19 protein-coding genes are annotated in these 24,963 nt (G+C 59.8%); 8 read left to right on the top strand and 11 right to left on the bottom strand.

Annotation, left to right across the window (positions count from 1 at the left end; genetic code table 11):
- Positions 1–67: 67 nt before the first annotated feature.
- Positions 68–565, bottom strand: coding sequence for a hypothetical protein (locus CDO73_RS09215; RefSeq protein ID WP_088488230.1), 498 nt, complete (start codon positions 563–565; stop codon positions 68–70).
- A 128-nt stretch (positions 566–693) separates the two neighbouring features.
- Positions 694–1,659, bottom strand: a complete 966-nt coding sequence (locus CDO73_RS09210; RefSeq protein ID WP_088488229.1) for a DUF2262 domain-containing protein — start codon at positions 1,657–1,659, stop codon at positions 694–696.
- A 286-nt stretch (positions 1,660–1,945) separates the two neighbouring features.
- Between CDO73_RS09210 and CDO73_RS09205 the strand changes: the two genes are divergently transcribed.
- The 5 genes from CDO73_RS09205 to CDO73_RS09185 all read left to right on the top strand — a co-directional run bounded on the left by CDO73_RS09205 (position 1,946) and on the right by CDO73_RS09185 (position 9,769).
- Positions 1,946–3,529 carry a flavocytochrome c gene (locus CDO73_RS09205; RefSeq protein ID WP_088488464.1) on the top strand — a complete coding sequence of 528 codons (1,584 nt, stop codon included), beginning with the start codon at positions 1,946–1,948 and terminating at the stop codon, positions 3,527–3,529.
- A 193-nt stretch (positions 3,530–3,722) separates the two neighbouring features.
- Positions 3,723–5,369, top strand: a complete 1,647-nt coding sequence (locus tag CDO73_RS09200) for a helix-turn-helix domain-containing protein (protein ID WP_088488228.1) — start codon at positions 3,723–3,725, stop codon at positions 5,367–5,369.
- 168 nt (positions 5,370–5,537) lie between these two features.
- Complete coding sequence (locus tag CDO73_RS09195) at positions 5,538–6,596, top strand: ABC transporter substrate-binding protein (RefSeq protein ID WP_088488227.1); 1,059 nt, start codon at positions 5,538–5,540, stop codon at positions 6,594–6,596.
- Positions 6,597–6,822: 226 nt separating this feature from the next.
- A complete protein-coding gene (locus CDO73_RS09190; RefSeq protein ID WP_088488226.1) occupies positions 6,823–8,346 on the top strand; it encodes a hypothetical protein in 1,524 nt (507 codons plus the stop codon).
- Complete coding sequence (locus CDO73_RS09185) at positions 8,330–9,769, top strand: sensor histidine kinase (protein WP_088488225.1); 1,440 nt, start codon at positions 8,330–8,332, stop codon at positions 9,767–9,769. Before CDO73_RS09190 ends, CDO73_RS09185 begins: the two co-directional genes overlap by 17 nt.
- A 242-nt stretch (positions 9,770–10,011) precedes the next feature.
- Here CDO73_RS09185 and CDO73_RS09180 read toward each other — a convergent pair whose 3' ends face one another.
- Together CDO73_RS09180 and CDO73_RS09175 are read right to left on the bottom strand one after the other, a co-directional pair.
- Positions 10,012–11,022, bottom strand: coding sequence for a hypothetical protein (locus tag CDO73_RS09180; RefSeq protein WP_088488224.1), 1,011 nt, complete (start codon positions 11,020–11,022; stop codon positions 10,012–10,014).
- A gap of 32 nt (positions 11,023–11,054) precedes the next feature.
- Positions 11,055–12,617 (bottom strand): WD40 repeat domain-containing protein, encoded by a 1,563-nt coding sequence (locus CDO73_RS09175; RefSeq protein ID WP_088488223.1) that lies wholly within the window; start codon positions 12,615–12,617, stop codon positions 11,055–11,057.
- A gap of 212 nt (positions 12,618–12,829) precedes the next feature.
- On the opposite strand from CDO73_RS09175, the gene CDO73_RS09170 reads away from it, so the two are divergent.
- Positions 12,830–14,605, top strand: a complete 1,776-nt coding sequence (locus CDO73_RS09170; protein ID WP_088488222.1) for a VWA domain-containing protein — start codon at positions 12,830–12,832, stop codon at positions 14,603–14,605.
- 18 nt (positions 14,606–14,623) lie between these two features.
- Positions 14,624–15,514, top strand: a complete 891-nt coding sequence (locus CDO73_RS09165; RefSeq protein WP_306437517.1) for an N-acetylmuramoyl-L-alanine amidase family protein — start codon at positions 14,624–14,626, stop codon at positions 15,512–15,514.
- Between the two features lie 46 nt (positions 15,515–15,560).
- Here CDO73_RS09165 and CDO73_RS09160 read toward each other — a convergent pair whose 3' ends face one another.
- From CDO73_RS09160 to CDO73_RS09130, 7 genes are all read right to left on the bottom strand, one after another.
- Complete coding sequence (locus CDO73_RS09160; protein ID WP_088488221.1) at positions 15,561–16,763, bottom strand: amidohydrolase family protein; 1,203 nt, start codon at positions 16,761–16,763, stop codon at positions 15,561–15,563.
- Positions 16,760–17,821, bottom strand: a complete 1,062-nt coding sequence (locus CDO73_RS09155) for an aminotransferase class V-fold PLP-dependent enzyme (protein ID WP_088488220.1) — start codon at positions 17,819–17,821, stop codon at positions 16,760–16,762. Before CDO73_RS09155 ends, CDO73_RS09160 begins: the two co-directional genes overlap by 4 nt.
- A gap of 332 nt (positions 17,822–18,153) precedes the next feature.
- A complete protein-coding gene (locus CDO73_RS09150; RefSeq protein ID WP_088488219.1) occupies positions 18,154–18,939 on the bottom strand; it encodes an ABC transporter ATP-binding protein in 786 nt (261 codons plus the stop codon).
- Positions 18,936–19,985 (bottom strand): ABC transporter ATP-binding protein, encoded by a 1,050-nt coding sequence (locus CDO73_RS09145; protein WP_088488462.1) that lies wholly within the window; start codon positions 19,983–19,985, stop codon positions 18,936–18,938. Before CDO73_RS09145 ends, CDO73_RS09150 begins: the two co-directional genes overlap by 4 nt.
- A gap of 77 nt (positions 19,986–20,062) precedes the next feature.
- Positions 20,063–20,956 carry an ABC transporter permease gene (locus CDO73_RS09140; protein ID WP_256972628.1) on the bottom strand — a complete coding sequence of 298 codons (894 nt, stop codon included), beginning with the start codon at positions 20,954–20,956 and terminating at the stop codon, positions 20,063–20,065.
- Between the two features lie 135 nt (positions 20,957–21,091).
- On the bottom strand, positions 21,092–22,015 hold the full coding sequence (locus CDO73_RS09135; RefSeq protein ID WP_256972627.1) for an ABC transporter permease: 924 nt from the start codon (positions 22,013–22,015) through the stop codon (positions 21,092–21,094).
- 62 nt (positions 22,016–22,077) lie between these two features.
- A complete protein-coding gene (locus CDO73_RS09130; protein ID WP_088488218.1) occupies positions 22,078–23,709 on the bottom strand; it encodes an ABC transporter substrate-binding protein in 1,632 nt (543 codons plus the stop codon).
- A gap of 354 nt (positions 23,710–24,063) precedes the next feature.
- On the opposite strand from CDO73_RS09130, the gene CDO73_RS09125 reads away from it, so the two are divergent.
- Positions 24,064–24,957: a prenyltransferase/squalene oxidase repeat-containing protein gene (locus CDO73_RS09125; protein WP_088488217.1), complete on the top strand. Its 894-nt coding sequence runs from the start codon at positions 24,064–24,066 to the stop codon at positions 24,955–24,957.
- The last annotated feature ends 6 nt before the right edge of the window (positions 24,958–24,963 follow it).

Genomic DNA, 24,963 nt, shown 5'->3' with positions numbered 1-24,963 from the left:
GTCTGCCCGGAAACATGCCGATTCTTCCGTTCGCGTTATTCGAGGTTGCGCGTCCTGCGCGTCGATTTCAAGAGTCTCCCTGCGCTTCGGTCGGCATCAGCCGGATCGTCTCGGAACGCTTGCCTCCGTCCCAGATCAGCAGCAGTTCGACGGTCCCGGCTTCGTCCGGCGCGTATTCCGTCGTGACCAGATCCCTCAGCATGTAGACGCTGTCCGCCGGAGCTTTCTTGACCATCAGGCCGCCGCTTCCGGATTCGACATCCGCGCCGTAATACGAATATTTGACTTCGCCCGTGGGCGCCGGCCCGCCGCCTTCGTAATGCGCGGTCAGACGCGCGCGGAGCTTGCCGCCGTTATCCGGTACGTACATGGAATATTCGGCGGTCCACATCCGTCCTTCGCCTTCGTACTCGCGGGTTCCCGGCCCGTTTTCCGTATCGGCGGCCGCCGTCTCCCCTTCAGGCCCGTTCGCGTTCTCCGAAGCGCTTCCGCAGCCGACCAGCAGCAGAATCAAGATCAGCGGCACCGTCAAATTCAACCTTCTGCGAAATCCATGCTGAGACATCTTTTGTCCTCCTTCACGCCGGTCGCCCTGTTCACGATCGTAGCTGTTATCTATTAGTAACCGTTTTGGAGGCAAAAAAAACGAATCGGAACGATACATTCCGACTCGCCGCTTCTTCGTTTCCCGACCTATCCCATCATCTCCGCCGAAATAAACTTGCCGTCCCCGCCTTGTTCGACGCAGATCGTATGCCCGCCGAACAGATCGCCGTCCGCGTACCAGAACGTCGCGCCGCCGTCTTCGCCGAGCGTGATCGACTCCAGATCCATCCGGGCGACGAACGCTTCTTCCGTGATTTCCTCTTCGCCGTCGTCCAACCAGAAATCGTTTTTGAGTTCGGTAAGTTCCTCGGCCGCGCAGCGCCGGGCGGCCGCGTCCGTTTCCGCCAACCGTTCCAGCAGCTCGGCCAATCGCGGCAGCCGCCGTACCGCTTCTTCCCGAACGGCCGTATCGAGCGCCGCGCGAATTTCGCTTTCCCCTGCCCGAAAAGTACCTTCGAACCCCTGAACGGACTCGTCGAACGCAAGAAATCCGTATCCGTCCAGTTCGATCGGCGGGTTGTCGGCTTCGGTCCGTCTGACCGGCGGAAGCGGCACGACCGACGTCTCCATGCCGCGGAAAGCTTCTTCGATCTCCGCTTCCTTCGCGCCCCGCATGACCAGATCCAGATCGCGGAACGCGATTCCCATCTGCGCCAGCGAAGCTTCCGTGCGCCGTCCGTCGGCCGATTCGAACGCGAAACGCGCGGATCGGCCGTCTTCTCCGGCCGACGCGAACACCACGTTCGCCAGATCGAAAGACGGGGGCACGGGAATATGCGTCCATGACGCGCCTTCGCTCCAGATCCGGTAGAGATCCGCGCACGGATAATCGCCGCTGTTCGGTTCGGGCGCTTTGTTCAGAATACGGATAGCCCCGTCCGGTTTGCGCGCCGCGTCTTTGAGCTGAACGTGCACCAGCGCGGAATAGTCGGGTGCCAGCGCGTGCGGACCTTCCAGATTCGCCAAACGCCGCCGCGCTTTTTCGTCGCCCGCATAAGCTTGTTTCAGCCATTCGCCGACTGCGTCGTTCCGGTAATGCGTCGTTCGATCCATGCCTCATGCTCCTTCGTCAATCGAATTTGAAGATCCGTTTTCGACTCTCTTTTCCATCCTAACATGTCCGGAACTTGCCGAGCCAATCTCTCTTCCGCCGCTTAAAAAAGTTTAAAAACCCTTTAAATACTTAATCAAACCAGATGACCGCAATTTTAGTGAAATTTTTCACAATAAGATCGAATACCCGATGCTATACTCGACCCGACGAACGATGACTCGGTCAAGGTACTGAAGCGAGCATGTTCGAAAAGAAGATTCGCAGGGGGTTAACGCAATGAAAAAGATGAACCGGACATGGACCGCGTGGCTTGTGCTCGCCTTGTCGGCGATGCTGATCCTCGCCGGCTGCGGCAGCGGAAGCGCGGGCGCGACCAAAACGGCCGCAACCGACGAGAAACCGGCCGCGACGGAAACCCAAGCCGCCGCCGATTCGAAAGACGCGGCCAAAACCGAAGAAAAAACCGAAGCGACCGCGGGCGCGTCCGAAGCCGGCAGCTACACGCCGCTCGACCAGCTTCAAGAACGCTACGATATCGTGATCATCGGCGGAGGCGGCGCGGGCATGACGGCGGCGCTCGAAGCCAAAGCGGCCGGCATGAACCCGGTCATTTTCGAGAAAATGGAAGCTCCGGGCGGCAATACGCTCAAGTCCTCCTCGGGCATGAACGCTTCCGAAACGAAATTCCAAGCGGCGCAGGGCATCAAAGACAGCAACGACCTGTTCTACGAAGAAACGCTCAAAGGCGGACATGATACCAACGATAAAGCGATGCTGCGCTACTTCGTCGACCATTCGGCCGATGCGATCGACTGGCTCGATTCGCAGGGCATCACGCTCGACAACTTGACGATCACCGGCGGGATGAAAGAAAAACGTACCCACCGCCCGACGGACGGTTCGGCAGTCGGCCAATATCTGGTCAAAGGTCTGGTCGACGACGTGCATAAACAAGATATTCCGCTCTTCGTCAACGCGGACGTCAAAGAAATCACGCAGAAGAACGGTCAAGCAAACGGCGTAAAAGTCGTATTCGAAGGCAAAGACGAAAAAACGATCTCGGCCGGCGCGGTGATCGTCGCGACGGGCGGATTCGGCGCCAATCAAGAATTGATCAAGAAATACCGTCCCGACCTCGAAGGTTACGTCACCACCAACCAACCGGGCAGCACGGGCGACGGCATCAACATGATCGAAGCGATGGGCGGCACGACGGTCGATATGGATCAGATCCAAGTTCACCCGACGGTCAACCAAGAACATTCCTACCTGATCGGCGAAGCCGTTCGCGGCGAAGGCGCGATTCTGGTCGACAAAAACGGCAATCGTTTCTTCAACGAAATGGATACGCGCGATAAAGTCACGGCGGCGATCACCAAGCTCGATAACCGCGAAGCGTACCTGATCTTCGATTCCGGCGTCAAATCGCGCGCCAAAGCGATCGAACAGTACGAGAAAAAAGGACTGGTCCAAAACGGCGACACGGTCGAAGCGCTGGCTCGGACGCTGAATATGCCGGCCGATACGCTGCAAGCGACGCTGGATAAATGGAACGCCGCGGTCGCGGCCAAAAAAGACGGCGAATTCGGACGCGATACCGGCATGGATCACGATCTGTCCGCAGGTCCGTATTACGCGATCAAGATCGGCCCGGGGATCCACTACACGATGGGCGGCGTCAAGATCAACACCGACACCGAAGTGCTGAACAAAGAAGGCCGAGCGATTCCGGGTCTCTACGCCGCGGGCGAAGTCACCGGCGGACTGCACGGCCAGAACCGCATCGGCGGCAACTCCGTGGCCGAGATCGTCATCTTCGGCCGCGAAGCCGGCGTCAAAGCGTCGGAATTCGTCAAAGCCGCTAAATAGAAAACAGCCGGCCGTCTGCCTCGACAGGCGGCGCGCGGCATCAGGCAAGGCCGCGATCCGAAGCGCGTCTTCTCCCCTACCGGAGAAGACGCGCTTTTTCGGCGTCGAGCGGATCAGCCCGACTTGCCGAGCGGGATCGTCCGCGAGAGGCCGCGATCCGGTATAATGACAGAAAAGAAAGGAGCGGCAGACCATGTACGTATTCGACGGATCGCGCAGTTTTGTCTTATCGGAGACCGAAGCTTCCGAACGCTCCGATGCTTATGCCCATTTGTTCCGGGTCGTCGAATCCGGAACCGGCTGGTTGGCCGACGGGCGGTCGCGGGAGCCGCTGAGACGCGGCGACTGCGTACTGCTGCGTCCCGGTTCGGGGCTGGCGCTGCTGCCCGAAGACGGGCACGGCCCGCCCGCGCAGCCGCTCGCCGTGCTGGAGATCCGCTTCGATTATCTCGAAGAGATCGAAGCGGAAGACGGCGCGGAGCCGCGCGCGGGCGAGCGCCGCTTCGCGAGGGCGCAGGCGCCGCTGCCCGCGGGCGGCCGCCTCCCCGCCGCCGGAGTCCGCGAGGCGGCGGCTCTGGCGCGGCGGCTGTACGCGGCCGCGCGGCGCGAAGATGCCGCGCCGGAGCTTCCTGCCGGCGGCGAAGCGCCGGCGGTGCTGTTCCAGCAGCTTATTCGGCTGCTGCTCGGCCTGCGGCCGGCCCTCCCCGCCGATGCCGAGGAATCGGCGGTATCCCGCACGGTGCAGTATATGCACCGGCATTACGGCGAGGAGCTGACCCGGGACCGGCTGGCTTCGGTCGCCGGGCTCAGCCCCTGGTATTATTCCGGCTTGTTCCGCCGGGAGACCGGCTTGTCGCCGACGGCTTACCTGACCGAACTGCGCCTCAGGCGCGCGCGAGAACGGCTGATTCTGGGCCGCGACGGCGTCCGCGAGATCTCGGAAGCTTGCGGCTTCAAAGACGAGACGTATTTCCGCCGCCGCTTCAAAGCCGCGTCCGGCGTCACGCCGCTCGCGTTCGCCCGCGCGCCGCGCGAACGGATCGCGGACATGTCGTACGCGTATACGCCCCATCTGCTGGCGCTGGGCGTCATGCCCTGCGCCGCCATGGTCGACGCGCGGCGCGAACTGCACCGCCGGCCTTACCACGGCCGAATCGACGTGCATTTGCGGCGAGAACGCGCCATGACGCCGGAAGTCTGGGCGCATAATCTGGAGCGGCTCCGAGACGCCGCCCCCGATCTGATCCTGTGCGACGACGGCAAAGAAACGCCCGCCTACGGCGGCGAGCTGGAACGGATCGCGCCCTGCGTCTATATTCCTTGGCGCGCGCTGGATTGGCGTTCGCAGTTTCGACTCTTGGCCGCTTATGTCCGCCGGGAGAACGAAGCGGAGCGCTGGCTGGAACGTTACGACGAACAAACGGCGGACGCGCGTGCCCGTGTGGAGCGGATCGTCGGCACGGAGTCGCTGCTGCTGCTTCGCGTCACCGACGACCGGCTTGCCGTGTACGGCCTGCGCAACGGCGGCGGCGTGCTCTACGGCGATCTGGGCTTGAACTGTCCTTACGAAGCGGCGGAGATCGAGATCGAACAATTCGTCGATCCGGCTTTTGTCGCCGCTTGCGATCCCGACCGCATCCTGCTGATCGTCGACGCAAGCGCGGAATCGGACGCGCATTGGCGGCGGCTTCGCCGCAGCGACGAATGGCGCGGTCTTCGGGCCGTACGCCGGAACGCGGTCGTGTCCGTTTCCGAGATGCCGTGGCTCGAATACAGTCCGCTCGCTTATGCTTGGATCGTCCGGCATCTGCCCGAGCTGCTGAGCGCGAACGCCGATTGATCTTCGTTTCGCGCCGCGGCTCACGATCGGACCGCACCATCGGACCGCACGATTCTCCCTTGCAAACTCCGCACAATCCGTTCTGGCGCGGGCCGCGGACGGATGATAAGATGTGGACTATTGAATGAGAACTGTTATCAATAACAAGTTCCAAGGGGGAAATCGATCATGTTGTTATGTAAACGACCGCTTCTGCTCGGCCTTTTGCTGACCGTCTCGCTGCTCGCGACGGCCTGCGGCAGCCAACCTTCAAGCGAAGCGAATCCTGCGGCGGACGCGAAACAAACGTCCGCGCAAAATTCGTCCGCGGCGGAAACGGCTTCGGGCGAAGAATCTTCCGCTGCGGCATCCGGACAGACTTCGGGCAGCGATGCTTCGGCGTCCGCGGTCGTATATCCGCGAACGGTCAAACACGCGCTGGGCGAGACGACGCTCGACAAGCAGCCGGAACGCGTCTATGCGCCTTATATGGAAGACGCGCTGCTGACGCTCGGCGTCAAACCGGTGCTGAAATGGTCGCTCGGACCGTTGGTGCAGGAATACTTGGAACCGCAGCTTCGAGACGTGCCGAAGATCGACTTTTCCGCCGGCGAAAATTCGGAGCAGATCTTGGCCGCGCAGCCGGACCTGATCGTGCTGTACAGTTCCGAGATGGGCGCCGACGGCGCGTACGAACGGGACGCCAAGATCGCGCCGACCTACGTGTTCCAAGACGCGGCCGGCGATTGGAAAGGCACTCTCTCGGAACTCGGCGATCTGCTCGGCAAGACCGCCGAAGCCGACCGTGCGATCGCCGACTACGACGCCCTGGTGACTAGGGCGCGCAGCGAACTGGCTCCGATCGTCGAAGGCAAGACGTTCGCCACGATCCGGATCAAACCGAAAGAAATCACGCTGATGGACGGCACTTATTTCAGCGGCGCGACGCTGTACGGCGATCTGGGATTGACTCCGCACCCGATGGTCAAAGAACAAGCTTGGGAGAACTTCATTACGCTGTCGATGGAGGCGCTGCCGGATCTCGACGCCGATTATATTTTCTATACGGTACAAGGCGAAGACGCGAAAGCGAACGCCGACCGCGTGCTGGGAAGCGAACTGTGGAAGAACCTGCCGGCCGTCAAAGCGGGACATGCCTATCCGGTCGAAAACAACTACTGGCTCGCGGCCGGTGCCATCGCCAACCGCATGCAGATCGAAGACGTGCTGCGTCTGGTCAAACCTTGATTTCGGCCTTTTTCAGAGCTTTCCCGACCGGTTGCGATTCCGCTCTCCCGTTCGTTCGAACGCCTGCCTTCCGGCAGGTGTTTTCGGCGTTTGCGCGTTCGCCGCAATTTCTCCTTGACCTCCGCCCGTTTACTTGCGAAAATGAACCGCCGCCTTATTATTTTTCGCTTACTCCGCCGCAGCAAACGCGGATTAAATAGCCTCGTCACGTTAAGGAGAAACGCTCATGAAAGCACTGAAAATCGCCGGCTTGCTGTCCCTCTTGATCGCCGGCGGATGCGGACGGATCGCGTCGCCGGGGGACCTGCTCCATGCTCCCAATCTCGCCAACGAAGAACAGTCGCTCTACCGCGCCGTGCAGCCTTTTCTGCCGGCCGGTTATCAGCTTACGACGCCGGACCAATCCGATCAGGGAAGCGCGATCCGTCTGGCCGATCTGGACGGGGACGGAACGGAAGAACTGATCGTTTCCTATAAGAAGCCCGATACCGATTACGAGATCAACGTACTGATTCTGAAGCAGTCGAAAGGCGCTTGGCAAAAAGCCGACCAGATCACCGGAAGCGGCATCAATCTCGATTATCTGGGGATCAAGCCGTTAACCGATTCATCTTCGTCGGACCTGCTGCTGGGCTACGAAGGCGGAGGCGTCGGACTGCCGAAAGAACTGCATGTCTACGCTTATTCCGGCGGCAAGACCCGTTCGATCTATCAGAGTTCGTACGATCAGATCGCGGTCGGCGACCTGATCGGCAGCGGACTGAGCCAGATCGCCGTCGTTCCGCCCGGCGGCGACGCCGAAAATTCGCGTTCGCGCATCGAAATCGTCGGAGTCAAGAACGGCAAGCTGGGCCTGCTGTCCGACAACCGAACGGACGGAACGGTGCTCAACATCCGGATCGGCCGAGCTTCCGCGAAGCAGAACGGGCTGTTCGCCCAAGTTCTGGGTTCCACGCGTTCCGGTTATTCGATACTGGTCGCTTGGAAGAACGGGAAATTCGCCAATGTCCTCTCGCTCCCGTCGGAAAGCTACGATCGGCGCGCCTACAGAGAAAATCTGAAGCTCGGCCCGCCGGATTCCGATTCCGATCTGACGGCGACCGAAAACAAATGGTGGATCGATTATCCGGTAGACAGCCGGGACATCGACGGAGACGGGATCACGGAAGTCGTACTGCCGAATCCGATCCCGACCGCGGAATCCGACTCGGCTTCGCCGAAGCTCTGGACCGATTCCTATTACCGTTGGGACGGCGATCGCGAGATGATTTTCGTGGAGGACCGCCTCTGGCAGTGGGGTTACGACCTGCGCATTCCGAAACGCTGGACCGGATTCTACGAAGTCGAACCGCCGAAGACCGAGAACGATCAAGAGTCCAGCGAGATGCGTTTCCTCTACGCGCCTCTCTCGGAGAACGAATCCGAGACGACCGAAGGCGAAAACGCAACCGATATCGAAGCTCCGCTGCTGACGCTGCGCCAGATGACGACCGCCGAGTGGATGCAGCTTCAACCGATGCTGGACAGCCGCGAAGGCCGCTACATCGTATTGAACGGCGCCGCTCAAACGCTGCCCGGCAGCCCGGCTACGGTGACGCTGGCTTTGCTCCCCGAAGGCAATGCCGGCCTGAGCGGCGAGCAAGCGAAACAATACGCCGAACTGATGCCGACCGAAGCCGAAGTCCGCGCGATGACCGGCATCGAGACCGTCGAAGAAGAGGGGGCGGAATCCGATGTTGAAAAGCATTAGAGGTCGTCTGCTGCTTCAGATCGGCCTGCTGCTGCTGACGATCATCCTGCTGCTCGAAGCCGTCTTCGCCGCGGCCGTCTCGACCTATTATTTCGACAGCGCGCGCCAGATCGTTCAATCGCGGGCCGTCACGGCCGCTACGTTGTCCAACCAATTCATGGAAGGCTACACGCTGAACGAACGCGCCCGCTACATTCTGGAGAACCTCGTCCCGGGCGAGAGCAGCCGCGTCGAGGTATTGGATCTGCAAGGCCGAACGGTCGTGGACTCGTACGGGTTTTCTTCTTCCCGCCGCACGCGCACGCCCGACGTTCGCGTCGCGCAGCAGGGCGGGGTCGGCAGCTACTCCGGTTATTCGAAAGCGTTCAAGCAGCGCATCATGGCGGTATCCAGCCCGCTCGTCAGCTACGGCGAAGTGATCGGCACGCTGCGGTTTTCGGTCTCGACCGAACCGCTGTACCGCGAAGTCGCCAAACTGATCGGCTGGGCGATCGGAATCGGAGCGGCCATGCTGCTGCTCGGTTTCGCGCTCAGTCTGATCATCGCGCGGCGCATCGTGGGACCGATCAAAGAACTGACCGCCATTTCCCGCAAAATGGCGACCGGAGATTTCACCGCGAAGGCCGTCCGCAAACACGACGACGAAGTCGGCATGCTTACCGATTCGCTGAACCATATGAACGAAGAATTGGCGAAAAGCGAAAAGATGAAAAACGACTTCATCTCCACCGTCTCGCACGAACTGCGCACGCCGCTGACCTCGATCAAAGGTTGGGGCGAAACGCTGGTCATCGGCGGACTGGACGACGAAGAAACGACGATGTTGGGCCTGAACGTGATCACCGGCGAGACGAACCGTTTGATCGGACTGGTGGAAGACCTGCTCGACTTCTCCAAATACCAAGCCGGAGAGATTCGGATGCGCTCCGTTCCCGTCGATCTCAACAATCTGCTGTCGCAGCTCGACCTGCAATACAGCATGGCGAGCAACAAGCGCGGCGTGGTGCTGCTGACCAAGCTGTCCGACGAGCCGCTGCCGATGCACGCCGACCTGAACCGGCTGAAGCAGGTGTTCGTCAATCTGATCGATAACGCGATCAAGTTCTCCGATCCCAACGGCGAGATCCGCATGGTCGCTTCGCGCAAAGATCTGGAAGTGCATGTCGCGGTACAAGACGACGGCGAAGGCATCCCGGCCGAAGATCTGGAACGGATCGGACAGCGTTTCTACAAAGGCAGTTCGAAGATGTCCGGCAGCGGCCTCGGTCTTGCGATCAGCAAAGAGATCGTCCGCCTGCACGGCGGCCGCCTCAAGATCGAAAGCGAATACGGCGTCGGCACGACCGTGACCGTCACGCTTCCGCTGGCGGTCGACGATTCCGCGGAGAAAGCCGAAGCCGCCGAGCAGGAACCGCCGATCTGAGCGCCGCTCGCGGGTAAGAGCGAACGGACGGATAACAGCGGATAGACAAGGCTGAAGCAGGATAGAATGAAGGCTAAAAAGGCGAACCCGCCGAGGGTTCGCCTTTTTTGGTGACGAGCGTCACGGAGCAAGCCGCCTCGATCCGACGCGGCGTCTGCCGCCGATCGAGCCGAATTTCCGTTCTCGATCTGGACCTGCTCGAAAGTCATTTCGCGTCTGCTCGTTCCCTCTGTCTTCTCTGTCTACGACAGACTCTCGGGTTCCGCTTCCTTCAGCCGCCGAATCGCCTCGTTAAGCACCCGCTCCCGATCGGCACCATCGAACGCGGGACGCTCTTCGTCGAACACGGCGGGATTGATCTGAACTTCTTTGCCTTGTTCGGCGTGGACGCGCAGCACTTCCAGCACCGTATCGCTTCCGCTGCCGACTTCCCTCAGCAAGCTTCGTTTCAACTGTTCCAACAGCGCTTCGCGGTCCGGCTGCGGAAGAAGCAGCCTTCCTTCGGTCAGCTCGAGCTGGCGTTCGTAACCGTCGCGCAGATCCGAGACTTCCCAACCGGACCAGACCGGTTCCGGTTCGAAGAACGTATCCGGGTTCGCGCGCCAGAACTCCATCCGCCGCTCCACTTCGTCCAGATGCAATCCGGCCGTGGGAAAACTGTCGGTCAACGTATTCCAGTCCAGCTCCGAATACGCGAGCGCCGGATCGGCATGCAGCAGCGGTTCCGGCCCGCCTTCCAAAAAGCTCTCCGTAAACGTATCGCTGGCGTAAATCCGCAAAGTCCCGTCGGCATGCCGCACGCTGATCGCGACCGTCGCCCACTCCGGATTATCGAGCGGCTCGATCGCGGGAACGGAACGTTTGCCCGTCTGCCGTTCTCTGAGCCTCTCGCCCGGGTAACCGGCAGCATTCGCCAATTCGGCGATTCCCTCGTAGGCCCACTGCACGTCCCATCCCGGCCACGTAAACGCCGTCAGTTTCAGATACAGCCTTTGCAGCAAAATATCGTATTTGATATTTTCCCCGCCGAACAGCAGCAGCCGGCGGCGATCCAGATCCATCAACGCGCCGCCTTCCGCCCACACGTCGTCCAACCACTCCTGCGGACCGACCCTTTTCTGCATTTCGATAAAACGAAGACCTTCATGTTCTCCCCAAAAAAGGTCTTCGGGCATCGTGATCGCGCACCAGTGATTGTAGTACAGCTCGTAATTTCCTTCGCGCACGATGACCAGATTGGCTCGGTGTCCCATGTTATGCCTCCTTTTGCGGTGTCGTTAGATTCTCAAAGACTCCATGCCCGAACCGCTTTCTCCGCGCCGGTGACGAGCATCCGTTCCTGTTGGAAGCAGATCGCGGTAATTCCGCCTTTCAGACCTGCAAAATGACGCGCTTCTCCGTCCAAACCGATCTCGATCACCGTTCCGTTCGCCAGCCCGACCGCCAGATAACGGCCGTTCGGATGCCAGCTTGCGGTATACGCGAAGCTGCGGAACGTGCCGTAAGTCGGCAGCCGATAAACGAAATCGCCGCGATCCGCATGCAGCAGAGACAGCGACTCCGCACGTCCGTCATCGTCGGCCAGTCCGACCGCCGCCAAATATTTGCCGCACGGACTGAGCGCCAGATCGTAGACCCGCGCGCTCTCGCCCAGATTCGCGGACCACACGAAAGCCGATTCCGCCCGGTCGAAGCAGGCGACTTTCTGATATCCGTCCGACACGTATAACCGTCGTCCGTCCGGAGACTGCGCCAACTCTTCGATCGCCGAACCTTCATAAGAACCGAAGATCTCCGCATATTCTTCCCGCCCGATCGCCGGTCTCCAACTGCGCGAACGAAGATCGGCTTCGACCAATAGGTACCGGGAGGGATCGAGCGCGCCGCGCAGCCACGGATGCCCGTCTACGGCTTCGTCCGAGATCAGCAGCCGCTCGCCGCCGACTTCGGCGGAAGGCGGGCTGTGCGGAAAATCCCGCTCGCTCGTGTTTTTTCTCGGCACTGCGGCCAGAAAAGCTTCGGTGTCCGGCACCCAAACGAAAGGCGGAGATAACGGAAGCGGCGGTTCGCCGCGAAGGCCTAAAGGCGATAGTCCGCAGACGACGGCATGGGCGCGGCGCCCTTGCGACAGCGGGCCGTCCGTCAATATCGCTTCGCCGTCCGCGCGCGGCACGATCGCGCGGCCGGTTCCCGTCAATTCTTCGCGGCAGTCAAGCGCATCGCCTTCGCGAAGCTGGATGCCGGGCACGTCGCTGACGTAAGGACCGCCTTTGTAGCCGTGCAGCACACGCCCGTCGCCGAGCGCGACCAAAGCCGAATAAGAAGAACGGGGTTGGTCTTTGGCGATCATCTTCGCTTTGGGACGGTAATGCTCGGTCCCGACGGCGTGAGTGCCCGAGAGCAGTTTCGCGGGCACCGTGCCTTTGCCGACTGCGGCGCTGAGCGCGGGCAGAGGCTCGACATCCGCCGGATCGGCCGGCCGGTACCGCTCGCCGGTTCGGGCGTCTTGCAGCTCCAGGCCCAGCAGCCCCGCCAGTTTCAGGCGAAGCTGCATGTACGCCCAGCCCGCTTCCCGAACGCGCAGCGCGTCTTCCGAGACTTCGGTATGCAGAGCGCCGAAGAAGGAATTCGGCTCCGGCGATGCCTGTTGTTCGACGCGGGCTTTGCCCGAGGCCGATCCTTCGGGGATCAGTTCGATCTTCATCTCCCGACCTCCGGATTCGTACCGCCATACGCGTTCGGACAGCCGTTCCAATTCCGGGACGCCGTCCAGCGCGTCTTCGCATTCGCGCAGCGTTTTGCCTTCGGCACCGCTCGGCAGCCTGCCGATGAATACTTCTTCGTTCATTCGTCCACTCCGTTCTGCGATTTCGGCTTGAATGCATGATCTATAGCATTTATTTTACAGGCAAACGGATATCAAGCAAAAGCGCCTTCGGACGATTCGTCTCTCGATCGGAACGTGAAACTCGTGATTTCGATTCGTTCAAGATAAAATCCTTTTTCTTGCCACTTTAGGCGATTCTTCTTAAAAAACCACATAGTAAGCAACCTTCAACCATGATACTCTATAAGAAAACAAGTGAAAATGTAGGAGTGATGGAAATGTTTTGTCACCATTGCGGCGCTCAAGTTTCGGAAAACTCTCGCTTCTGTACGTCATGCGGGAAATCCTTGTCGCTGCCCGATTCCCAAACTGTACAAGAGAAGCAGCCGACGCCAAACGCAATCTCCGACTTGCCGGTTTCAGAGCAGTTGGCACGCAGCAGCGAGATCTACCCTCCTTTACCTGCAAAAAACCCTTTACGTAAGTGGCTCATTCTATCGACCGGAGCTTTAGTCGTCTTGCTAAGCCTCTTGCTGTGGAATCAGCAGTCGGGAACGTCAAATTCTTCCGGCCGTTCGATCGTATCCGCCGAGCAAGAACCGCTCTCGAATTCATCTTCCGAAGAATCTGCCGCTCCAGCCCAATCGCTCGCAGAAAAGAAAGAAGCGGCTTCTCCCGCCTACATACGCATCAACCAAGTCGATTCCGCCGAATACGATCAAGGCAAAGTGGACGTTTATTTCTCGCTATTCGCCGATCCAGAACTTGAACAGCCGCTGAACTCCGATCAGCTTAACAAAACCATGTTCAACATCGACGGCAAAGAGGTCTCTGAATTTGCGCCGGTGCTCGATAATGACAGCGTCAGTGTCAATCTAGTGCTCGACAAAAGCGCCAGTATGGACGAAGCCGCTTCGTCGGATACCCTTTTAAGCAAGATCGACTTGGTCCGAAGCGCCGCGACCGATTTTATCCAAAGCGTCCCTTCGGACGCGAAAGGCCAGTTCGCCATGATGTCTTTCTCGAGTTACGCCCCTTCGTCTCCCGACCTGCCGTTCACTTTCGACCTTGAAAAAGCCGCTGCCGAACTTCGGAATCTGGAATCGGACGGAGGAGAAACCGCTCTATACGATTCGTTGACCGAAGCGCTTTACGCGACCGATTTGCAGCACGGGCCCAAATATATCATTGCGTTCACCGACGGCTATGATTCCGGTTACGGAGCTTCCGCCCAATCCGTCATTGCGCTGTCGCGCCAGTTAGGCATTCCGATCTATACGGTCGGATTCGGCGATAAACAGACCGCGTTGGAAGACATAGCGGCACAAACGGGCGGCCAATCTTACACGATCTCCGAACAAGACGATCTGCGGGAGGAACTGAAGGAAATCTATTCTAATGTCTTCGCGCGTTACACCCAACAGTACAAAATCACCTATTCGCCTTCGCAGAGAGTCGATAGCGGACAAGATTTTTCGCTCTCGCTTGATCTGAATGCTCCGCTGTATGCCGCGCATACCGGCAGCCTTGTGTTCACTCGCAAAGCAGATTCGACCCTGATTGACGTTCAAAGCGGTCTATCCGAATATCAGACCAATTATACGCGCGCCGTCAACGAACTCGACTTCGGACTTGTCAGCGGGAATATCGATCCGGATTCCGACTTCTACGGAGCTTTGCTGAAACGAATCGAGATCGATTACGCAAATAAACCGAAGATGGTCGATCCTATTCAAAACGCAGGCATCCAATCGATCAAAGCGCTTTCCGACCGTTCTTATGAGATCAAATATTTTAAGCTTTTCGGTTTCGAAGAAGAGGGTACTCCTAAATACGAAGCTGACTTGAACACTTATGTAATGACGAAAAATTCTTCCACGTCCAAATGGCAAGTCAGCAAATTTTTGCGTGACGAATGTTCCATTTACCGGGACGAATACGATTCCGGCAGCGCCTGCGGCAAAGGCGAAAACCGCGAATTCAGCGGCAATCCATGGACGTATAATTAAGAAAGAGAGCCTATAGCGATGCCATATTCCATTTTCTCAAAACTGACGACTTGCGTGTTTCTTTTGGCGATCCTCATGTCCGGTTGTTCGACTCCTTCGAACCAACCCGCCTATTCCGCACAGCAGGAAGAAAAGCTGACACTCACTCGAGCTTACGAAGAAGCAGAAACGCTGCCCGAGCCCGTCGACCCTGCTGATCAGACGGACGTTCCTGCGGAAGAAGCTTTGCAACAAGATCCCCGAACGGTAAACGTTCAAAAGCCCGTGCTCTGTATCGAAGCCGGGCATCAAAGTTCAGGCAACTCGGATAAAGAACCGATCGCTCCGGGAAGCTCGGTAATGAAACCCAAGGTTTCCAGCGGAACTCGCGGCGTCTCTACAGGCAAGCCCGAATACGAATTGAATCTTGAGATTGCTTTAAAATTGCAAAACGAGCTTGCTTCGGATTATCAAGTCGTTATGGTTCGCACAACAAACGACGTGGATCTATCAAACAAAGAAAGAGCCGAATTTTGCAGCCGTTCGGGAGCCGATCTGATGATCCGGCTTCATGCCGACGGAAGCGAGAATCCGAAGACGCACGGCATGTCGCTGTTGTACCCGTCTCCGGATAGTCCTTATACAAAAGAAATTTCGGCCGAGAGTCTTGCCGCAGCAAGCTTTCTTAGAGACGGTCTTGTCGAAACGACTTCCGCGGCCTTTAACGGATTCAAGCCGCGAGAAGATCTGACCGGCTTCAACTGGCTGACGATTCCGTCAGTATTGATCGAGGCCGGATTCATGACCAATCCCGACGAAGATCGTAAATTGAGCCAAGACGCCTATCAGAACCAGATTGTGACCGGCATCAAAAAAGGACTCGACTCGTATTATGCCTCCAAAAGTTCGAAGCCGGAACACGGACCTTGATTTCCGTATGTCTGACTTTTTCGATTGTCAGTCCTGCGGCGGCCTCTTAATCGGCCGCCAGTTCTTCTTCGTCCGCCCCGGTCAGGACGGACAGAATGCTTCCGCGCAGCTCTTCTTCGCTGCGCGCAAGGTCCGGGTCCGAGCCGAATACGACGGCGTCGGACAGATAGCCTTCGGCGATGCGGCCCAGCTCGCCGCCGCGCCCGAGAATGACGGCGGCGTCCGATGTCGCCGCCGCCCAGACGGCCTTCCGGCTCAGGCCGTACTCCAAGAGCGTGAACAGCTCTTGGAGATTGCGCCCGTGCAAATGGGGCGTGGCGTAGTCCGTGCCGAAGCCGATGCGCACGCCGGCGCGCTCGGCATGGCTCACGGCCTGCGCGTGCGCCGCCACGGCACGCGCGGCGCGGTCTTGAATGACCGGCGGCAGCGCCAGCACGCCGCGCGGGTCGGCGGCGATGCGGTAGATCGAAGCCGTCGGCACGAAAGCGACGTTCGCTTCGGCCAAACGGCCGGCTTGATCCGGCGTGAGGAACATGCCGTGCTCGATCGATTCCGCTCCATAGCGCGCGGCCCAATCGATCGCGACGCCGCCCCAAGCATGCACGAAGACCCGGCGGCCGTGCTCGTGCGCGTAACGCACGAGGAAAGCAAACTCTTCCTCCGATAACGTCGGATCGGTGACCTGCTCGGTAGGCGCGCCGAGGCCGCCCGTCGCCATGATCTTGATCCAGTTCGCTCCGGACGCGAAGACCTCGTCCGCTTTGCGCTTCAGATGATCGATGCCGCGCGCATCGTCCGAACCGAACATATGGCTGGCGTTATCGACGCGCAGCGGATGCCGGTAATGCCGGACCAGATGCTTCGCCGTTCGCGGCGTCAGCCCGCCCGCGTCCCGCACCGTCGTTACGCCGGTACGAAGGGTCGCTTCGAAAGCTTGAGCCTGCATGATTTCGACTTCGGCAGGATCTCGTTTATCCTGATCGGAGTGATCGAAATCCGTCCACGCCATATGCGTATGCAGATCGATCAGGCCCGGCGAGATCCATAGATCGGAGCCGTCGACGATTTCGGCTTCCGCGAATTCTCGAGTCCGGCTTTCTTCCTTTTCGAACCCTTCCCGCGTTTCTGTTCGCGTTTCTGTTACCGACACGAATCGCCCGTGTTCGATTTCGATATCGAACCGTTTGTCCGAGATCCCGACGATCGCGATATTGCGGAAGCTTTTGCGCTCCGGCTTCTTCAAGATCATAACCGCGCCTCCCAGGCGGCGCGAACGGCTTCGATCGCTTGGGCCGCGTCGATCTGAAGCAGACCTGCCAGCGTCTTGATCGCCGTCTCGACGCCGACGCGCGAAGCGTTCGCTCCGAAATGGTTCACGCGCAGCAGCTGCCCGCGCAGTTCGCCGTCGCCCGGCGCGACGATGCCGATCGGCTGCTCGATCTTGAGCCGCTCTTCGCCGCCGATCCGTACCGTCGTCGTGAGCGTCGACCTGCGCGAAGCGTCGCGCTGCCAGCCTTCTAGACCCAGCGCCCGCAGTCCGGCCGCCGTCGCTTCCGCCGCCGCTTCATGGCGGCGGATCACCCGCTCCAAGCCTTCGGCTGCGACCGCTTCCAGCGCCGCGATCAGCGCGCGGGCTTCGAGCGTCGGGATGTACGGCGGCACGCGGAACGCTTCCCCTTCGCCCGGCGGCTTCAGGTCGAGCAGCGACAGGATCGAACTGCGCGGCGCGCGTTCGTTCGACGCGATATAGTCCCAGCCGCGAGGCGAGACCGCGACGGCGCTGACGCCGTTCGGGCCGCCCAGTGCTTTCTGCGCGCCGATCGCGACCAGATCCGCGCCCCATTCGTCGATCGGCAGTTCTTCGCCACCGACGGCCGAGACGGAATCGATGACCGTGATCAGGTCATGCCGACGCGCCGCTTCCAGAATGGCGGCGGCCGGATTGGAACCGCCGGTCACGACTTCGGCGTGGACGAACGAGATCGCCTGCGGCTTCGAACGTTCGATCGCCGCTTCCACCGCTTCGGCGGTCACGACTTCGTCGAACGGCACGCGCAGCTCTTCGACTTCGGCTCCGCCGCGTTCCAGCCATTCGCCGAACAACGTGCCGTAAGGTCCCGTCACGATGTTCAGGAACTTGCGGCCCGGCGCGGCGATGCTTGCCGCGATCGCTTCGATCCCGAGAATCGCTTCGCCCGGAATAATAACCGGCGTGTGTTTCGTGCGAAGCAATCCGGCGAGCAATCGGCCCAACTTATCATATTCCTCGCGCGTAAGCGGCACAAAACCCGTTTGTATCGTATTCATATTCATCCTCCATCCTTCGATCTCTGTCTACGCTAGCTTGCAAAATGCTGACCAAAAATCAACATTTTGCGTAAAAACTACCCCTATACGCGCAAATGTTGACGGAAAGTCAGCATTTCCAGCGTTTTTCTCTCTATTTGGCCCTATATCTCAATAATTGTTGACGCAGCGTCAACATTCTTCATCCGCTTTTCTAAAAAAAGCGAATTTGCTGACGTAACGTCAACATTTCCTGCGAGTCCGCCAATCGATATAGGGAACGAATCTGCATCCGCATCTAAGGCAGCCGATCGGCTCAACTCGTGTGCGGACCGCCCTCCCCCTTATCGACACTAAAAGGTAAGATTGCGCTCCGCAGATCCGGCCGCGATCGGCATCTTCGGCACGGCCGCCAGCAGCTCGCGTCCATACTCCGTTTCCGGGCGGACGAAAAACCGCTCTTTCGGCGCAAACTCGACCAATTCGCCCTGCCGCATCACGGCGACCGTATCGCTGACGGCATGAATGACGCCCAGATCATGCGAGATGAACAGTACCGTGAGCTTCAATCGTTCCCGGATCTCCAGGAACAATTCCAACACGTCGCGCTGTACGGATACGTCGAGCGCGCTGGTCGGTTCGTCCGCGATCAGCAGCTCGGGTTCGACGCTGAGCGCGCGGGCGATCGCGATCCGCTGACGCTGCCCGCCCGAGAATTCGTGCGGATATTTGTCGAGCGAGTCCGCCGGCAGGCGCACCTGCTCCAACAGTTCCCGACAGCGCTGCTCCGTCTGAGCGCGCCCTCTCGTCATCTTGTGGAACAGCAGCGCTTCGGACAGAATCCCGCGAACGGAATGCCGGGGATTCAGCGAAGCGTCGGGGTTCTGGAAAATCATCTGGATCTGTTTGCGCTGTTCGCGGCTGCGGCGTTTGTCCAGCGCGCGACCGCCCAGCGTCATGCGTCCTTCCGCGGGCACGATCAGCCCCGCGACCGCGCGGGCCAGCGTGGATTTGCCGGAACCGGATTCGCCGACCAAACCCAGCGTCGTATTCGCCGGCACATGCAGCGTCAGGTCATGCAGCGCCGTGAACCCGCCGTAACGGACTTGCACATGTTCGATACGCAGATCGGCACTCATCGCGGATCCTCTCCTTCCGTATTCGACCCGAGCGTCGGGAACTGCGATTCCGTCTCGGAGTCGGAGATCGCTGAGTCCTCTTTTCGCGCGGCGTTTTCGGCACTCTCGCTTGGAGCTTTCGCCGCTTCGACGGCGGAGGGTTCGTCGCTTGTGCTTGCTCCGCTTCCGTCTTCCCCGCTCAGGCTTGGATGATTCGCCGCTTCGGCGTCCGTTCGTTCACCGTTCAAGCGATTCGCGTTTCCTGTCAATGCCGGATCAGTCCCGGCCGCTCCCGCCGTTTCCGGCAGCTGCAGCAGCGCCTCGATCAGCATCCGCGTATACGGATCGCGCGGCGCGGTCAGCACGTCGACGGACGGACCCTCTTCGACGACCCGCCCCTGCTTCATCACGATCAAGCGCGAACACATTTCCGCCGCGATCGCCAGATTGTGGGTCACGAAGATCATCGCGAAGCCCAGCTCGCTCTGCAAACGCGCGATCAGATCGATGATCTGCCGCTGCACGGTCACGTCGAGCGCCGTGGTCGGCTCGTCGCAGAGCAGGATATCCGGCCGGCAGGCCAGAGCCAGCGCGATCACGATCCGCTGACATTGTCCGCCCGACAACTGGTTCGGATAACGGTCTTCGCGGGCCAGCGATTCCGGCAGGCCGAGCAGACCGAGCAGCTTCAACGCTTCGGCTCTGGCTTCGCGGCGATTCTTGTTCTGACGATAGCGCACCACTTCCGCCACCTGCTTGACGACCGGACACAGCGGATCGAGCGCGCCGCGCGGATCTTGGAAGACCATCGCGCTGCGGACCGAATGGCGAACCGAGCCGCGCGTTATGGTTACGCCTTTGGGCAGCAGACCCAGCACCGCGCGAAGCGTCAGCGATTTGCCCGAACCCGATTCGCCGACCAACCCGATGCTTTCCCCGCGTCTGAGCGCAAAACCGATGCCTTCGACCAATGTTTGCCCCGAAGCGGTCGCCAGCGTCAGATCGTCCGCGACCAGAATCGGCGGTTCGCTCGCGTCCGTTCCGGTCTTGCCGGACTTATCGGACATGCCGAACTTCCCGAGCTTTCCCGCTTTTTCAAACGCTGCTGCGTCTTTTTCATGCATGTTCATCGACTCCCGCGCGCTCATGATTTTCTTCTCCACAGATCGGCCAATCCGTCGCCGAGCAGCGACAGCGCGATGCCCGTATAGACGACCGCGAAGCCCGGCACGGCCGACAACCACCAAGCGGTCGTCATGAACGACTGGCCGTCGGCGATCATCGTGCCCCAATCCGGCGTCGGCGGCGCGATCCCGATCCCGAGATAACCCAGCGTCACGATCGCGACCAGTACCCCGACCATGTCGGTCATCAGCACGACGACGGCCTGCGGCAGAATATTCGGCAGCAGATGGCGCAGCAGAATCCGCCAGCCCGGCAGCCCGAGCGTCTGCGCCGACGCGATCCATTCCTGTTCGCGCAGCGACGCCGCCAGCCCCCGCGAGACGCGGGCGAACACGATCCAACCGACCAATACGAACGTGATGTAGATCCCTTTGGCTCCCGCGCCGCTGGCGAACGCCACGATGATCACGATCAGATAGAACGGAAACGCGATAAACGTATCGGTTACCAGCGACACGATCGTGTTTACCCAGCCGCCGTAATAACCGGCCAACAGTCCGATCGCGATGCCCGAGCAGAACGGAATGATCTCCGCGAGCACCATGATCCCCAGATCGGTACGGGCCGCGTAGATCAGACGGGTAAACAAGTCCCGCCCGAGCTGATCCGTACCCAGCCAATGCTCGGCGGACGGCGGCTGCAGGAACGAAGACAGATCCTGCGCGGTCGGATCGAACGGACTGATCCACGGAATGAACACGGCGAGCAGGATCAGCAGAAGCAGCATGACGCCGCCCGCCATCAGCGCCGGAATCCGGCGAATCCGGCTCCAGCCGCGCGGTCCGCGCGTTCCCGGCGGCAGAACCGGATCGGTTCCGATCTCCGGCGTCGTGAGCATTCTTTCGGTCTTCATGCGCGTCCCTCCTCGATCTTCGGGGATTCTCCGCCGCGCTCAAGCAAGCCTCGGTTCGTCCGCAGTCGCGGTTCCCCGCTTGTTTCGCCTTTTGCCCGTACCGGTTCGGCGATCTCTTGATTAAGTCTCTTCATCTTATCGCTTCTCCTTCGTTCTCGGGTCCAGCCACCAAGCGAAGATCTCGACCAGCAGGCCGATCACCACGACAGCTACCGCGCAGTAGAGCGCGATCCCCTGAATGACCGGGAAATCCCGGCTCGATATCGACGTGAACAGCAGACTGCCGATCCCTTTGATTCCGAAGACCTGCTCGACGACCAGCGTGCCTCCGATCATGTACGACAGATTGACGCCGAGCAGCATCAGCGTCGGCAGCGCGGAATTGCGAAGCACGTGCTTGAACAGAATGACCCGGCGCGGAATCGCGGCAGCCCGCAGCGTGACGACGAAATCGGACTCCAACACCTCCAGCATCTGCGCCCGCAGCGAACGGACCAACGTCGGAATCTGGGAAAAAGCGACCGTGATCGCGGGCAGCGTCAAGCTGTAGAGCATGCCTGCCCACCCTTCGCGCACCCCGCCGACCGGAAACCAATGCAGCCGGACCCCGAACAGCAGGATCAGCAGCAGTCCGACCCAGAACACCGGCATGCCCAGCGTGATCGCGGGAAAGATGCGGATCAAATGGTCGATTAATTTATCCTTGTTCGTCGCGGCCGCGACGGCCAGGATCAGCGAAACGAACACCGCGAGCACCGCCGCCATCGCGATCAGCAGCAGCGTGACCGGCGCGCGATCGGATATCAACTGCCGCACGGATACGTCCGAGACGATCGAATGGCCCGTATCGCCCTGCGTGAACAGCGTCCGCACGAAACGGACGAACTGTTCCCAGAGCGACAGATCGAGGCCCAGCGTATGGCGCAGCGCCGCGATCGACTCGTCCGTCGCGTATTCGCCGAGAATCATCTTGGCCGGGTCGCCCGGTACGATCCGAATCAAGAAAAATACCGCCGTCGTCACGCACAAGATCACGATCAGCGCTCTCAGCAGAGCCATGCCCAGCCATCTTAAAGATGACGGAAAGCCCGCCTCTCGGCGGGCCTTTCTCAAAGTTTGGGTCATTGGGCGATATGCGCGTCTTCGAAGCGAAGGCTGCCGTTCGGCAGAACGGTCAGTCCTTCGACGGACGAGCGTACCCCTTTGATGATGTCCGGGTAGTACAGCGGAATATAAGGCACGTCGTCCGCGAGAATCTGAAGCAGATCGCCGTAGATCTTCTGGCGGGCGTCGCCGTCGGCCGTCGTCTGGCCTTCGCGCAGCAGCTTCGTCACTTGGTCGTTGGTGTAATGCGTCCAATACGATTTGCTGAAGCCGTCCGGGTCGGTCTGGAACGCGATGATCGAGTTCGCTTCCGGCGAGTCGGCTTGGCCGCTGTTGAGCATCGCGGAGAAATCGTAAGCGAAGAACCGTTCGCGGAACGCCGCGAGTTCGACGGATTCGATCTTCAAGTCGATGCCGATCGTTTTCGCCGCCGCTTGGATGATCTGCGCTTCCTGCGCTCTCGTATCGTTGCCGGAAGCGACCAGCAGCGTCGAAGAGAAGCCGGTCGGGAACTTGGACTGCGCCAGTTCTTTTTTCGCTTCTTCCACGTTGAAGTTCAGCGGTTTGATACTGTCGTTGGAGTTATAAGGAATCGAGGTCGGCAGCAGCGAATTCGCCGTCTGCGCATAACCGAACGTCAGCGCTTTGGTCAGACCGTCGCGATCAAGCGCCAGCGCCAACGCGCGGCGGACATGCTTGTCGGAGAAATGCTCGTCCAGCGTGTTGAAGAACAACTGCTCCGTGACCCAGCTTCCGTTCGTGAGTACCGCCGTGCCGTCGCCGTTTTTCAACTCTTCGGCGTTTTGCAGCGCGAGGGATTCGATTCCGTCCACTTCGCCGGCTTTGAGCTGGTTCAGCGCTTGGCTGTCGTCTTGGACGAGTTTGTAGACCAGCTTGTCGAGATGCGGCTTGCCTTCCTGCCAGTAGTTCGTATTCTTGACGAACGTCACGTCGCCCGTCGGGTCCCAGCTCTCGACGACGAAAGGTCCCGTGCCGACCGGCTTTTTGAAGAATTCTTCTTCGCTCTTGCCGCCGAAGTTGTCCGGCAGAATGCCGTTGGAGAAGTTCGACATCTCGGACAGGAAAGGCGTGTACGGCTGCTGAAGCTTCACGACCAGCGTATGCTCGTCTTTGGCCGTTACCGAATCGACTTTGGCCGAGATCTCCAGCGGTCCGCCGACTTTGAGGTGACGTTTCAGCGAGAATACGGCGTCTTTGGCCGTTACGTCTTTGCCGTCGGAGAATTTGAGGCCGTCGCGCAATACGAATGTGTACGTCAGGCCGTCCGCGCTGACTTCGTGCGACTTGGCGAGCCAGTCCACGATCTTGCCGTCTTTGTCGAACGAGACGAGCGATTCGAACACTTTGTCGATCGCGAACGCGTTGTTCGCCGTAATCTCGTTATGAAGGTCGAACGAAGTGACCGCCGCCGGACGCGCATACGTGAACGTTCCGCCTTCCGCCGCCGTCTTCGTTTCGCCCGACGCCGTCTCGGTCGCGGCCGGTTTCTGTTCGTTCGCGGCTGCGGTATCGTTCTTCGCCGTGTCCGCGCCGCCCGCACCCGAGCAGCCCGCGATCACCGCCAGCACCAGTACCGCCAGAATCGCCCAGCCGAATCCTTTTCCTTTTGAAGCCTTGAATCGAGACATCGTTGAATCCCCCTTTTATACAACTCTGATAAAGCTGATGAATTTAGTATGGATTGATTATGGGCCAATGTTTGCAAGCTGTCAAACAAATTCTAACCCTCTCCAAAATAAAAAGGCTTACATCTTATACGCTCGATCCAACAACTGGAATACCTCTTGCGAAGTTGGAAATTCGGAGCGCGCGATCCCGTTTCTAATCGCTTTGTAGATCGTGTAGGGATCTTCCTGCTGCTTCCGGCACGAAATCCTCATTTATGATAACCTGCACGCGAACGCTCCGCCAGAACCACTTTCTTTTCAAAAGACAGTCGTGCTGGTATGGTGGCGTTATAACCCATGTAGAGGAGAATTCCGATGACTGTACGCCCCGAAAGAACGGCTTCGATCGAAGCTTCGGTCCGTTTCCTTAATAACACGTCGCATTTCGATGCCGGCCGCGACGAGATCAGCCGACGCAAATGGGACGGCGCTTGGTGGCATATGTCGGCGCTGTGCGAGATGGGCGAAGCAGGCCGGATTCCGGCCGTTGCCGTCGAGCAGGCCCGAAAACTTCTGCTAACGCGCGTCTGGCCCCGCTTCGTGATCCGCGCGGAAGACGCGCCTTCCCGCTCCGAAGATCTGGACCTCTGGGATTGCTGCCACTGCGAACTGGCCGTGTTCTACAAGATTCTCTCGGACTGCGGCTGCGATCTCGACACGGATATGCCGTGGATTCGCGATTGGCTGCTGTCGCATCAACTGCCCGACGGCGGGCTGAACTGCGACGCCGACGCGTATCTGCACTCGCGCAAAAGCTCGATCGTCTCCACGCTGCCGCCGCTCGAAGCGATCCTGCATCATACGCACCGCCCGTTCACGCAGCAGGAGCAGCATTTTCTGGACGAAGGCGCGCGCTACCTGATCGAACATCGGCTGGTCTGCGCGTCGGGCAGCGGCAAAGTCATCAACGAAGAATGGCTGAAGCCTTGTTTCCCTCGGTTCTTCGAATACGATCTGCTGCGCGGGTTGAACTACCTGACGGCTTGGTCGCGCAAACAGGAACAAGCGCTGCCGGACGGATTCGTCGAGGAAGCGTTAGCGCGGATCGGTCCGTATCTGGACGAAAACGGAGACGGCGGCTATCGGGTGCGGATCGGTCGGCAGGTCTGGGACCCGGACGGCGAATGGGGCGGCGAGACGTTCGAACTGCTGGAGGCGCTGCCGGGGGTCGGGGAAGTGTCGGACTGTCTGAATATCGAGCCGTATTGAAAGGAG

The organism is Saccharibacillus sp. O23 (genome assembly GCF_002205895.1).
Taxonomy (GTDB): domain Bacteria; phylum Bacillota; class Bacilli; order Paenibacillales; family Paenibacillaceae; genus Saccharibacillus.
This window is presented reverse-complemented; position numbering and strand designations above follow the sequence as displayed.

What these genes read in the sequence shown, in the direction of transcription:
- CDO73_RS09125 (WP_088488217.1), top strand. Translation starts at nt 24,064, where the DNA reads ATGACTGTACGCCCCGAAAGAACGGCTTCGATCGAAGCTTCGGTCCGT.
- CDO73_RS09175 (WP_088488223.1), bottom strand. Translation starts at nt 12,617, where the DNA reads ATGAACGAAGAAGTATTCATCGGCAGGCTGCCGAGCGGTGCCGAAGGC.
- CDO73_RS09135 (WP_256972627.1), bottom strand. Translation starts at nt 22,015, where the DNA reads ATGGCTCTGCTGAGAGCGCTGATCGTGATCTTGTGCGTGACGACGGCG.
- CDO73_RS09215 (WP_088488230.1), bottom strand. Translation starts at nt 565, where the DNA reads ATGTCTCAGCATGGATTTCGCAGAAGGTTGAATTTGACGGTGCCGCTG.
- CDO73_RS09180 (WP_088488224.1), bottom strand. Translation starts at nt 11,022, where the DNA reads ATGGGACACCGAGCCAATCTGGTCATCGTGCGCGAAGGAAATTACGAG.
- CDO73_RS09130 (WP_088488218.1), bottom strand. Translation starts at nt 23,709, where the DNA reads ATGTCTCGATTCAAGGCTTCAAAAGGAAAAGGATTCGGCTGGGCGATT.
- CDO73_RS09210 (WP_088488229.1), bottom strand. Translation starts at nt 1,659, where the DNA reads ATGGATCGAACGACGCATTACCGGAACGACGCAGTCGGCGAATGGCTG.
- CDO73_RS09190 (WP_088488226.1), top strand. Translation starts at nt 6,823, where the DNA reads ATGAAAGCACTGAAAATCGCCGGCTTGCTGTCCCTCTTGATCGCCGGC.
- CDO73_RS09145 (WP_088488462.1), bottom strand. Translation starts at nt 19,985, where the DNA reads ATGTCCGATAAGTCCGGCAAGACCGGAACGGACGCGAGCGAACCGCCG.
- CDO73_RS09200 (WP_088488228.1), top strand. Translation starts at nt 3,723, where the DNA reads ATGTACGTATTCGACGGATCGCGCAGTTTTGTCTTATCGGAGACCGAA.
- CDO73_RS09165 (WP_306437517.1), top strand. Translation starts at nt 14,624, where the DNA reads ATGCCATATTCCATTTTCTCAAAACTGACGACTTGCGTGTTTCTTTTG.
- CDO73_RS09205 (WP_088488464.1), top strand. Translation starts at nt 1,946, where the DNA reads ATGAACCGGACATGGACCGCGTGGCTTGTGCTCGCCTTGTCGGCGATG.
- CDO73_RS09150 (WP_088488219.1), bottom strand. Translation starts at nt 18,939, where the DNA reads ATGAGTGCCGATCTGCGTATCGAACATGTGCAAGTCCGTTACGGCGGG.
- CDO73_RS09195 (WP_088488227.1), top strand. Translation starts at nt 5,538, where the DNA reads ATGTTGTTATGTAAACGACCGCTTCTGCTCGGCCTTTTGCTGACCGTC.
- CDO73_RS09140 (WP_256972628.1), bottom strand. Translation starts at nt 20,956, where the DNA reads ATGAAGACCGAAAGAATGCTCACGACGCCGGAGATCGGAACCGATCCG.
- CDO73_RS09185 (WP_088488225.1), top strand. Translation starts at nt 8,330, where the DNA reads ATGTTGAAAAGCATTAGAGGTCGTCTGCTGCTTCAGATCGGCCTGCTG.
- CDO73_RS09155 (WP_088488220.1), bottom strand. Translation starts at nt 17,821, where the DNA reads ATGAATACGATACAAACGGGTTTTGTGCCGCTTACGCGCGAGGAATAT.
- CDO73_RS09160 (WP_088488221.1), bottom strand. Translation starts at nt 16,763, where the DNA reads ATGATCTTGAAGAAGCCGGAGCGCAAAAGCTTCCGCAATATCGCGATC.
- CDO73_RS09170 (WP_088488222.1), top strand. Translation starts at nt 12,830, where the DNA reads ATGATACTCTATAAGAAAACAAGTGAAAATGTAGGAGTGATGGAAATG.